This is a genomic window from Phaeodactylibacter sp., assembly GCF_040219495.1.
Classification (GTDB): Bacteria; Bacteroidota; Bacteroidia; order Chitinophagales; family Saprospiraceae; genus Phaeodactylibacter.
The window spans coordinates 1-10,277 of record NZ_JAVJSK010000128.1 but is presented as its reverse complement, the minus strand read 5'-3'; the positions used below and the strand labels follow the sequence as shown (position 1 = coordinate 10,277).

The following is a 10,277-nucleotide window of genomic DNA, read 5'->3' as shown; positions in this document are numbered from 1 at the left end:
CCTATTGCAAATCAACGCTTTATGAACCCCGCAGAAATGCGGGGCAAGCTCTGGCTTCCTCACTAAATTTTCATTTAGCCCGCTAAACTCAAATTTAGTGACTTCGCCAGAACCATAAATCCTTGATTTTCATGACGAAACCGCTCCAAACAAGCTCTTAAAATTTCCACCCAAAGTAAATATTTGGCTCAAAAAGAAAGACGTTTCCATATTTATCATCCATCTCCTTAAATCCTTCAGGAGAATTGTTGTCAAACATCCACTGGTTGCAATGAACCTGAGGTTCAATGAAAAATCGTTTTTTCTTCCCAAATGCCACATGGTAGCCCAAATGAAGCGAGTTGTAAACCTTAAACCCATTTTTAATTTTATTGCCGTCTAAATCCGTGTAGGTTTGAATCTGTGGCAGAACTTCAACAGCTGCAAATAGCCCCTTCCAAAGCATGCGTTGGTACGTGATGCCAATTCCTGTTTCCCTTAAATATCCATCGTAATATTCAGTTCCGGAATCTATCTTATCCACAACACCATCCCACCAGGTGATTCCCATGGGTTGAAATAATCGCCAGGTGGCAAACTTTACCCCAACGATGTTCTTATTATCTAGGTTGCGTTTTACATGGAGCTCTACCATTTGAACACTTGTTCGATCGTCATAACCAGAGATAAGCTCATCAGGAACAATATAAGGCATACTTACCCTCCATTTATGGGTAACTTCCGTTTCTTTATCCTCTGTTGAGTTTGTTTGAGCAAAAGCACTTAGTGTGCAAAAAAATAAAAGAATTGCAAATAGATTTTTCATGGTAACATTTTTGTTCTTTCGTGAAAAATCCGATTTCTACAAAGTGCTTCCCTTTAACATTAGTTCTTTTAGTAAAGAGGAAAGAAATCATCAACCAATGATTATTTACTCTGCTTTATCGAATTGATAAGGCAAAGATGGGGTGGAAAGGAAGGTGAATCGTTTTGAATTGTAATCTCGAACGTTATAGTGAGATTTGACACCTTTTGATTAGGCTTAAATTTGATTAGACCTCACCCAGGCTTTCGATGTCATCCCTTCGGTTTTTTTAGAGCGTGTTGGGACTTTAGTAATCGGTCTGTCCCGGTGCACCGGGGCACTTTCCTGCCTGTGTCTCGTCGTCTGTGGGCTTTGGCCACCGGAGACCGAAGTGTTCGACACGCAGGCAGGGTTGCTTATATACGCCCCTCGGGCACAATAAGAGATGCTATTGCAAATCAACGCTTTATGAGCCCTGCAGAAATGTGGGGCAAGCTCTGACTTCCGCACTAAGTGACTTTGCCAGAACCATAAATCCTTGATATTCCTTACGAAACCGCTCCAAATAGGCTCTAAGGCTTCATTTTTCTGGTGTAGGGGATACTGTCGACAATGTACTTGATAGCCTCCAGGCGGGCACGGTCCCGTTTATTGGCATCTATTACCCTCCATGGAGCAATAGCGGTATTGGTGTGAGCAAACATCTTCTTTTCGTAGTGGGTATAAACATCCCACAACGTTTGTGCCTGCCGGTCAACGGGGGTCAGCTGCCATTGCCGGAGGGGGTCCGCCTCAATGGCGGCAAAGCGCCGGGCCTGTTCCTTTTTTTTAATGGAGAAGAATAGTTTCAGCAGGTAGGTATCCGACTGTACTACCATCTTTTCAAAGTCGTTGACCTGCGACAGGAACCGCTTGTATTCTTTCTTTGTGCAAAAGCCGTTCACCGGCTCCACCACTGCCCGGTTGTACCAGCTGCGGTCGAAGAAGACAATTTCGCCCGGTTTGGGCAACTGCCTGATATAACGCTGAAAAAACCACTGCTTTTGCTCGTCTTCTGTAGGGATAGAAAGTGCTGCTACCCGGAAGTGCCGCGGGTTAATATGTTCTGTTATTTTTTTGATGGCACCGCCTTTGCCTGCCACATCCCGCCCTTCAAAGAGGATAATTACCTTTTTGTCGTGTTCAATCACCCAGTTTTGCAGATGGATCAGCTTTTCCTGCTGTTTCCTCATTGCAAGTGTAAAGGTGATATCTTCAATAGCCTGTTCTATATCCAGGGCCTTATGCTTTAGCAAGTGGTATAGGCCATACCTGGAGTTGAGCATATCCAACTGTGTCCGGGAAATTTTCTTTTGTCCCATAATCTGTTTTTAGATATCAACCTGAGGATTGCTACGGTAATATTGCTTCACAATATTGGGGTCTGGCTGCAGCGTAGCCCCGGAATCGCCCTTTCCTTTATAATCAAACCGGGACAGCACGTAGCGCATACTTTCCAAGCGAGCACGCTTCTTGCTGTCGGCTTCGACGATGACCCAGGGGCAAAAGTTAGTATGCGTCTTGGTAAACATCTCTTCCTTGTAGTGGGTATACTGATCCCACCGCTTTTGGCCTTCCATATCCACCGGGCTGTACTTCCATCGCTTCAACGGATTCTTCAGGCGCGAGGTAAAGCGTTGCTCCTGTTCTTCCCTGGAAATACAAAACCAGAATTTGATGATCCTGAGATTGTCTTCGTACAGCAGGTGCTCAAACTCCGGAACCTGCAGGATAAACTGATCGTATTCCTCTTGGGTGCAAAACCCCATGACGGGCTCTACTACCGCCCGGTTGTACCAGCTGCGGTCAAAGAACACTAATTCGCCCGGGTTGGGCAGGACCTGAATATAGCGGCGGAAATACCACTGCCCCTTTTCTACAGCAGTAGGCTTGGTCAGGGCGACCACTCTTGAAATACGCGGATTGAGGTACTGCTTAAAGCGTTTTATGGTGCCCCCTTTGCCTGCGGCATCCCGTCCTTCAAAGATGATGGCGACCCGCTTTTTATGTTTGGCAATCCAATGTTGCAGACTGACCATTTCGGATTGCAACATGCGCAGTTCGGCCTCGTAGTGCAGCTTCTGCAGAGTCTTCTCGATTGATATACCTTTTTTTCCGGCAATCGCGATCAAATCGTCTCTGGTCTTTGCCCTCAAGAGGTCAGAAGCTTCAAATTCCATTCTTTTCGTTTTCGGTGGCTATTCAGGCTTTAGTACGTTAGAGGTCACTGCAGAACTGCTACGGCTTTTTTGATCTTTTAAAGCGTGTTTGGACTTTAGTAACCGGTCTGCAAGCTACACTTTTTTGGTAAACGTCCGAGCAACCCCGTATTGCCTTTTCTTTCCAATTTATGCAAGAAGTTGAAAAAAACTTAACTTGAGAGCAAAGGTATGAGTAGGTTTTCCTGTAGTTCTACACTATTTCTATGGTAAAACATATACCTTTGTTTTTCAGAGCTTTAAGTGTCTTTGGGTAGTTTTCACCCCACACGATCGGGCTATCGGCAAACTACTGTGCTTTTGCCCGGATTAGGGCCGAAAAATCATAGCTGCAAAATAAAGGTTGGTTATCTTGTGGGTGCAAAACAAAGCATCACTCGGGAAACAAGCCTTCTTTGGGGTGTTTCCGGTTTTTTTGTGCGCTTTTTGATACGTCCAGCTCATGTCTGCTTGCGGTCATATTAATTTCAGGGTAGACTCTAACTATGGCCGTACCAGGAAGTAGGCGCGGAGCAAATTTTTAGAGCAGTTCTCAAAAAACAAACCAGGCATGGCTCACAACATATACGGAGTAATCACAAGCTTTACCTACGAAGGCGATCTGCCCAATGTCGTTTTGGCTGAGGGTTACCATCTCATCCCCCTTGAAAGTACAGAGGAGGCAGGTTCTTCTGAAAAGCCAGTTGCTCCGTATGGAGCACTGCTAAAAGGGACAACTGCTGTCATAAGGGAGCTTTCCTTTTTGGGGAAATGCGCCTATATTGAAACGGCCTACTTTGGAGGAATAGGCACGCAAATCGCCGAAACCTGGCTGGAGGGTAAGAGAATTGAGGGGCCGCTGATTTCCTACGATGGCGTGGAGCCAAAAATAAAATTCGGGCACGTGGCGGTAGTAGACGGTGCAATCAATCAAGCCTTAAGGCATTTGGGCGTCCAATCGTCAGAGGAAGCGGATGAGTTTGATGTGGTTGGACTGGGCCGGTATAGGTCAAACCGGAAAATATTTGCGGAATCAGGGCATTGAACTGCCCAAACGGGCTTCAAAAAGGACAAACAGACGCCAGCAAAATGAAAACGAAAGGACAGCAGAGGATTATCTATTTTGCTCTTTCCTTCTACCTGCCCGCTACCCTGCTATTATTGGTGACGTCCTGTGCCGGCGTTAGAGGGCAGCATCAGGAAGCAGGAACGGAGGGTCCAATTATTAATGACATGGTTGCAAAGATACAGACGGACGTGGACCCGGAATATGTTTATGAATACGAGCAATCAAAGTTTGTACCTGAGGAAGGGAAGTCCCTCCTGATCATGGGGCAAACAGTTGAACGTATTACCGAATACACGAAGGACTTCCGGTCTGAGCCAATCCCGGGCGGTTGGGCTGCCTATTGGGGGATTCCGGAATTTACCGGTGTGACAAAAGCGCAAAAAAACGAAACCGGCTCCACTCAAAACCACCAGTTTCTGGTCAAAAAGTTTCCGAATACAGCCCTCCAAAGTGCGCTGTGGATGGTGGGCAAATGGGGCGTTGCCGAAAAAACAGGCAAGGGTGAATACGACGACGTCATCATCAGGTACAGTGCCTGGGCCAAGTCGGTAAACCGGCCGGTCTACCTGAGGATCGGCTATGAATTTGACGGCCCGCACAACGAGCTTGATCCGGAGGAGTACGTCAAAGCCTACCGCCATATTGTGGACCTGATGCGTGCTGAAAGGGTGGAGAATGTGGCATTGGTCTGGCATTCTTATGCTGCGCCCACCTACAAAGGGCACCCGTTGTCGGCCTGGTACCCGGGGGACGAGTATGTGGACTGGGTGGCCATATCTGTGTTTGGGCATGCTTATAATGGTACTGATTTCGGCCCGGACTGTAATCGGGTTCTGGAATTGGCCAAAGCGCACAAGAAACCCGTTATGATCGCGGAATCCAGCCCTATCAAGGGTATTACCCCAGACAATACCGACGCCTGGGATCAATGGTTTGTCCACTTCTTTTCCTTCATCTACCGGAAAAATATTAAGGCCATAAGCTTTATCAATGAAGACTGGACGCGGTTGAATATTGTGGGCACTTCTACCTGGCAGGACAGCCGCCTGCAAAACAACCAACAGGTGACCAGGGCCTGGTTCAAAGAGACGGGCAAAGCCCGGTATTTAAAGCAGTCCGCTGAGCTGTTTAAACAGCTGGGGTTTGAAAACAACAGATAGGAATATTGACCACCGAAGCGTCCCGAACCTCATGACCTTCTTCAAATGACAAGGGGCGGAGCTGCCAATCTCGGATAGCCCATCGGACTTATCGCCCCGGTGATGTGGTATGTTGGAATTTAGGTGGTGCGGTCACTCCTATCGGAATCGTAGTCGACAAAAAATCTGTAGGTGGCAAGCGCCCTATGATTGTCCACAATATCGGCGCCGGGCAGGTCCTGGCCGATTGCCTGTTTGATTTTAAAATCATAGGGCATTACCGGTACGGTATGTAGCCGTGCTGTTTTTCCCTTTCGATGAGGCTTCTTCTCTGGCCCTGCCGAAAATGATGTTTATAAAGCTTTATTATTAGTATCGGGAGAAGACAGCGCTCTGAATTGCAGAACTAATTTCGTATTATGTTTGCCGAAAGCGAACTACCGCATTGGGAACTAAACGGATAATAGATGAAACCGACCTCGACAATGATATGGCTGGCCCTACTGGCGCTGGCGTTTAATTGCAGCAACGGGAACCAAAGTAAAGACGGGCAAAGTATGACTGATACCTGGGTAGTGGATTTCCTCGATGATTTTGAAACGTTCAATCCGGACAATTGGCAGGATCAGCGGATCTGGGTGAATAATGAAAACCATTGCTACGTACCCGATGGGGAATTTGGCACCCGGGAAGTAAGTGACGGCACCCTGAAAATTAAGGTGGTCAATATCGGGGAGAAACGCCCGTGTGACAACTTCGACAAGCATGGCAATCAACACCCGGAGACCGAATATGTCGCCGGCCGGATTTGCTCTAAAAACCGGAAAGAATTCGTGAAGGGCAAGTGGACCGCCCGGCTCCGGCTATCGGGCAACGGGGAGGCGAGCATGTTCCCGGCCTGGTGGCTGCTGGGGGCACAAAATAATGAGCCTCCCGTTCAGGAAGACGATGAGAATGTTTGCTGGCCTTTGACCGGGTCAGGAGAGATTGATATTTTTGAACATCATGGTGACCATATGAAAGACGAGTTCACTACGGGTGCTATCGTCAGCCTGGGGGAGTGTGACAAAGGGGACTGGCAAAGCATGCGCAGGAACTTCCCGGCTACCCTTAATGAGTTCCATGAATATTCCGTCGAATGGGAGGGCAGCGACCTGGTGTACCGGCTGGATGGCAAAGAGGTTTACCGCAACGAGGGAGAAGGGGATAAATACCCGGAGCCCATGTTCGCCATTCTGAACTATGCTAAAATCACCGACTCGCCTATGACCGGTGAATGGGTGATGGAGGTGGACTGGGTGAAGCATGAGTATAGAAAGGGATCGTGAAAAAGGCCCCTTTCGCATTTTGTCTGGGAATAAAATATCTGCGAACTAAGTTTTTCGGCCGGTGTTGATTGTCCAGCAGCATTTGCTGATCTATTCACCTCCTTAATATCTGATGGCTATGAATAAACTACAGTCTTTCCTTTTTGGCATATCGTTTTTTACAATGTTTTTGCTGTCCTGCAACCCGGCGCCTGAACCCGAACAGACGGCAACAGCGCCTGAAGAAGAGTCAACTACAGGCTTGGTAGAAGACGTACTGACTGCTGAGGAACAAGCAGCACTCACACCAGATATGGTTATTCAATCTTTCAAAGAAGGCAACGGACGTTTCATGCGAAACGACCTGACCAGCCGAAACCATTCTGAACAGGTGCGTAAAAGCACCAATGCGCAGTACCCCAAAGCAATTGTACTGTCGTGTGTGGATAGCCGCGTTCCTGTTGAAGATGTGTTCGACCGTGGTATAGGAGATGTTTTTGTAGCCCGCGTGGCAGGGAACTTCGTCAACGAAGACATTCTGGGCAGTATGGAGTTTGCCTGCAAAGTGTCTGGCTCAAAATTGGTCCTTGTCATGGGGCATGAGCACTGCGGTGCCGTCAAAGCGGCTGTCGATGGTGTAGAGCTGGGCAATATTACTCCGATGCTTTCTAAAATAAACCCAGCGGTGGAAGCTACGGAGTACGAAGGGGACCGGAGTTCTAAAAACGAGGAGTTCGTACACATGGTTTGCGAGAGCAACGTCCGGCACACCATACAGCAAGTACGTGAACGGAGCCCTATTTTGAAAGAGATGGAGGATAACGATGAGATCAAAATTATTGGTGCGGTCTATGATATGGACAACGGTAAAGTGACTTTTTTGAAATGAGCTACCCGTTTGTACTGAATAACACGCTCTAATACGGGTAAGTTATTGTTGCGCAGTCCCTTAGGTCGAAATAGCACCTAGTGGCCCTTACGACGTAGTTGCTCCAAACATGCTGGCTTGATCGGGACTTTTGTAGTGGTTCAATGTTGTAATACCAGGTAGCTTAATGATCTTTTAAGGCGCTCGCACAGTTTATAGATAGAAGATAGGGCGAAAGTTAAGATAAAAGCACTATCTTTAGAAGCACAGCTGTTTTCAACATTGACGGGATAGAACGCTAGTACCGGCTATTTGCTTTAATCTTGGATATAGCAATTACTTAACAAAAACTTTAAAGTGAATGGCAGATAGCTATCAGAAGAAAGAACGGGAAAAGAAAAAACGTAAAAAGAGGAAAGAGAAGCAGGAGCGAAAAGAACAAAAAAAGTTTGAGGACAAGACCCAGGTCGAATTCATGTATGTGGATGAAAATGGTCAGTTCTCTACAACCCCTCCTGACAAGCCAAAGAAAGAGGTCAAGCTGGAAGACATTGAAATTGGCGTCCCAAAGAGAGAAGACGATGGTCAATCCAAGTTTGAAAGGAATGGCAAAGTAAAGTTCTTCAATGCGGAAAAGGGCTATGGGTTTATTATTGAGAATGACTCTCAGGAGAGTTACTTCGTACACGTGAATGATCTCGAAGAGGAAATCGATACGGATGACCAAGTGTCCTTCGAGATTGGCACGGGTCCTAAAGGCCCAATCGCGATAAACGTACAGCTCAAGAAGTCATAGCACCGTATCGCACTTTCCAACCAGTAGCGCCAATTAGCATTTGTTTCTAGCTTATATAGTATAGTCTGCCCGGCTGCGCATAACAGTCAGGCAGACCGAATCTTCCCCTGAAATCAAGGTTTCTACGATGTTCCCCGGCGGCAGCCATTAGTTTTAGAGCGTGTTGGGACTTTAGTAATCTGCCTGCACCCTTGTTTTAGACCCTGACCTGTACAACAGGCTGTACCGCCGCCGATACTATTGAGCTGGCCTTTTCTGGTCTTTCGGGCATAAGCCTCCCGGTCAGTACACATACCGCCACAAATTCTATTTAAACACTGAAGGCAGCGGAAGCACCGCTGCCTTCAGTCCCTTAACAACTCATCAGATTACGCCTGCGCGCCGCCACGCTCCAGCGCCGCCTCTTCCCGTGACATATCCTCCAGCGTCTTGCCTTTGGTCTCTTTCACGTAGAACTTCACAAAGAAGTAAGCAACAAAGCCGAAGAAGGCGTAGATACCGTAAGACAGCCCCAGCCCGATACCCGCCAGCAGGATCGGGAAGCTGATGGTAATCAGGAAGTTCGCGCCCCACTGCGCCAAGCCACAGAGGGCCAGTGCCGCGCCCCGGTATTGGTTGGGGAACATCTCGCCCAGCATCACCCACATCACAGGGCCCCAGGAGAAAGCAAAGAAGGCGATGTAGCCGTTGGCAGCCAGAAGGGCGTAAGTGCCCTGATTGGAGGACAGCTGCAGCCCGTCCGGCCCGCTGGAAGCCGCATTGGAGAAAATATACGCCATGATGCCCAGCATCACCGCCTGACCAATGGAGCCAGCTAGAAGGAGCGGCTTTCGGCCCAGCCGGTCTACCAAAACAATGGCCACGATGGTGAAGAAAATATTGACACTACCGGTGATCACATTCTGCAAAAGCGCATCCGCCTCCGTAAAGCCGGCCGCCTGCCAGAGAGTGGCACCGTAGTAGAAAATCACATTAATGCCCGTGAACTGCTGCAGCACCGCCAGGCCCAGGCCCGCCCAAACCAGCGGGTGTATCTTGCCGGTGTAAGAACTGATCACGTCCTTCAGGCGGGGCTTGGCACCTTCGCGCAGGGTGGAGCGGATATCCGCCACTTTTGCGTTGGCGTCCTCCTCCGGTGCGATGCCCGCCAGCACTTGTGCCGCCTCTGCTTCCCGGCCGGCCGCCACCAGGTAGCGGGGCGATTCCGGAATCGTCAGCAAGGCAAATAAAAACACCGCAGCGGGAATGATTTCTGCCCAGAACATCCACTGCCAGGTTTGGAAGCCGCCCCAGAATACTTCTGATGCACCACCCGATTGCCCGGCCAGCCAGTAGTTGCTCATGAAGGCCATGAAGAGCCCGATCACGATCATCAGCTGCTGCAAAGTCGCCAGGCTGCCCCGAATCTTCGGCGGTGCAATTTCGCTAATGTAGGCTGGTGCGAGCACACTTGCTGCGCCCATAGAGACCCCACCGAGAATTCGGAACAGGATAAACTCTATTGAACCATCAGAAATACCCGAGCCCCAGGCGCTGATGGTAAAGCCGATAGCGGTCACAATCATCACCGGCTTTCGCCCAAACTTGTCGGCGGCCGTACCGGCAAAAAAAGCACCGGCCATGGCGCCCAGCAGCACCGACGCGACATTAAACCCGGTGACGGCAGCGTCCGAATCAAAGGCAAGCTGCAGTGCATCCACAGTGCCATTGATCACGCCACTGTCGAAACCGAACAAAAAGCCGCCGAGCGCGGCAATGCCACTAATGAGTACTAAGCTGGTTTTTTTTGGTTGACTTTCCATACTGTTTTGGTTTATGACCGCGCTATACCGGAGTTGTGACCTGCGGCCAGGTATTTCGTTTTGTTTTGATTTGCTCTGCCTGCCCACATTTGGAGCTGACAGGGCCATTTTAAGAGCTTGTTGGGATTTTACACTTCGGGCTGCTCTTGCCAAATTTTGTCCTGCTCTTCGTTGTTCTTCGGTCACTTAGCTAAGGCTATGTTCCCTCATCACGCCTTGATCAGAACAAAATTTGGCTGCGTTCGCTCCAAAAGCAAAACCCCAACAAGCTCTAA

9 protein-coding genes and 1 pseudogene are annotated in these 10,277 nt (G+C 48.7%); 6 read left to right on the top strand and 4 right to left on the bottom strand.

The features are described from left to right. Nucleotides 1–157: 157 nt before the first annotated feature. The 3 genes from RIC19_RS20505 to ppk2 (RIC19_RS20495) form a co-directional block, all read right to left on the bottom strand. The gene (locus RIC19_RS20505) at nt 158–805 is read right to left on the bottom strand and encodes a hypothetical protein (protein WP_350180237.1); all 648 of its coding nucleotides are present in this window, start codon (nt 803–805) and stop codon (nt 158–160) included. Nucleotides 806–1,356: 551 nt separating this feature from the next. After that, nucleotides 1,357–2,145 carry a polyphosphate kinase 2 gene (ppk2, locus tag RIC19_RS20500; protein WP_350180236.1) on the bottom strand — a complete coding sequence of 263 codons (789 nt, stop codon included), beginning with the start codon at nt 2,143–2,145 and terminating at the stop codon, nt 1,357–1,359. A 9-nt stretch (nt 2,146–2,154) separates the two neighbouring features. Further along, complete coding sequence (ppk2, locus tag RIC19_RS20495) at nt 2,155–3,003, bottom strand: polyphosphate kinase 2 (protein ID WP_350180235.1); 849 nt, start codon at nt 3,001–3,003, stop codon at nt 2,155–2,157. 589 nt (nt 3,004–3,592) lie between these two features. On the opposite strand from ppk2 (RIC19_RS20495), the gene RIC19_RS20490 reads away from it, so the two are divergent. From RIC19_RS20490 to RIC19_RS20465, 6 genes and pseudogenes are all read left to right on the top strand, one after another. Beyond that, nucleotides 3,593–4,066: a hypothetical protein gene (locus tag RIC19_RS20490; RefSeq protein WP_350180234.1), complete on the top strand. Its 474-nt coding sequence runs from the start codon at nt 3,593–3,595 to the stop codon at nt 4,064–4,066. 44 nt (nt 4,067–4,110) lie between these two features. Continuing rightward, nucleotides 4,111–5,250 carry a glycoside hydrolase family 26 protein gene (locus RIC19_RS20485; protein WP_350180233.1) on the top strand — a complete coding sequence of 380 codons (1,140 nt, stop codon included), beginning with the start codon at nt 4,111–4,113 and terminating at the stop codon, nt 5,248–5,250. Beyond that, nucleotides 5,228–5,525: pseudogene (locus RIC19_RS20480) on the top strand (DUF1287 domain-containing protein); the annotation flags it as partial. The gene RIC19_RS20485 and the pseudogene RIC19_RS20480, both read left to right, overlap by 23 nt. Before the next feature lie 171 nt (nt 5,526–5,696). Then, entirely contained in the window at nt 5,697–6,557 is an 861-nt protein-coding gene (locus RIC19_RS20475) for a glycoside hydrolase family 16 protein (protein WP_350180232.1), read from the top strand. A 112-nt stretch (nt 6,558–6,669) separates the two neighbouring features. Next, nucleotides 6,670–7,425 carry a carbonic anhydrase family protein gene (locus RIC19_RS20470; protein WP_502930852.1) on the top strand — a complete coding sequence of 252 codons (756 nt, stop codon included), beginning with the start codon at nt 6,670–6,672 and terminating at the stop codon, nt 7,423–7,425. Nucleotides 7,426–7,765: 340 nt separating this feature from the next. Beyond that, nucleotides 7,766–8,200 carry a cold-shock protein gene (locus RIC19_RS20465; RefSeq protein WP_350180230.1) on the top strand — a complete coding sequence of 145 codons (435 nt, stop codon included), beginning with the start codon at nt 7,766–7,768 and terminating at the stop codon, nt 8,198–8,200. A gap of 368 nt (nt 8,201–8,568) precedes the next feature. Here RIC19_RS20465 and RIC19_RS20460 read toward each other — a convergent pair whose 3' ends face one another. After that, nucleotides 8,569–10,002, bottom strand: a complete 1,434-nt coding sequence (locus RIC19_RS20460; RefSeq protein ID WP_350180229.1) for a sugar porter family MFS transporter — start codon at nt 10,000–10,002, stop codon at nt 8,569–8,571. Nucleotides 10,003–10,277: the final 275 nt, after the last annotated feature.

Excerpts from the sequence above, each read along its gene's own strand:
- RIC19_RS20505 (WP_350180237.1), bottom strand. The coding sequence starts at position 805 with ATGAAAAATCTATTTGCAATTCTTTTATTTTTTTGCACACTAAGTGCT.
- ppk2 (WP_350180236.1), bottom strand. The coding sequence starts at position 2,145 with ATGGGACAAAAGAAAATTTCCCGGACACAGTTGGATATGCTCAACTCC.
- ppk2 (WP_350180235.1), bottom strand. The coding sequence starts at position 3,003 with ATGGAATTTGAAGCTTCTGACCTCTTGAGGGCAAAGACCAGAGACGAT.
- RIC19_RS20490 (WP_350180234.1), top strand. The coding sequence starts at position 3,593 with ATGGCTCACAACATATACGGAGTAATCACAAGCTTTACCTACGAAGGC.
- RIC19_RS20485 (WP_350180233.1), top strand. The coding sequence starts at position 4,111 with ATGAAAACGAAAGGACAGCAGAGGATTATCTATTTTGCTCTTTCCTTC.
- RIC19_RS20475 (WP_350180232.1), top strand. The coding sequence starts at position 5,697 with ATGAAACCGACCTCGACAATGATATGGCTGGCCCTACTGGCGCTGGCG.
- RIC19_RS20470 (WP_502930852.1), top strand. The coding sequence starts at position 6,670 with ATGGCTATGAATAAACTACAGTCTTTCCTTTTTGGCATATCGTTTTTT.
- RIC19_RS20465 (WP_350180230.1), top strand. The coding sequence starts at position 7,766 with ATGGCAGATAGCTATCAGAAGAAAGAACGGGAAAAGAAAAAACGTAAA.
- RIC19_RS20460 (WP_350180229.1), bottom strand. The coding sequence starts at position 10,002 with ATGGAAAGTCAACCAAAAAAAACCAGCTTAGTACTCATTAGTGGCATT.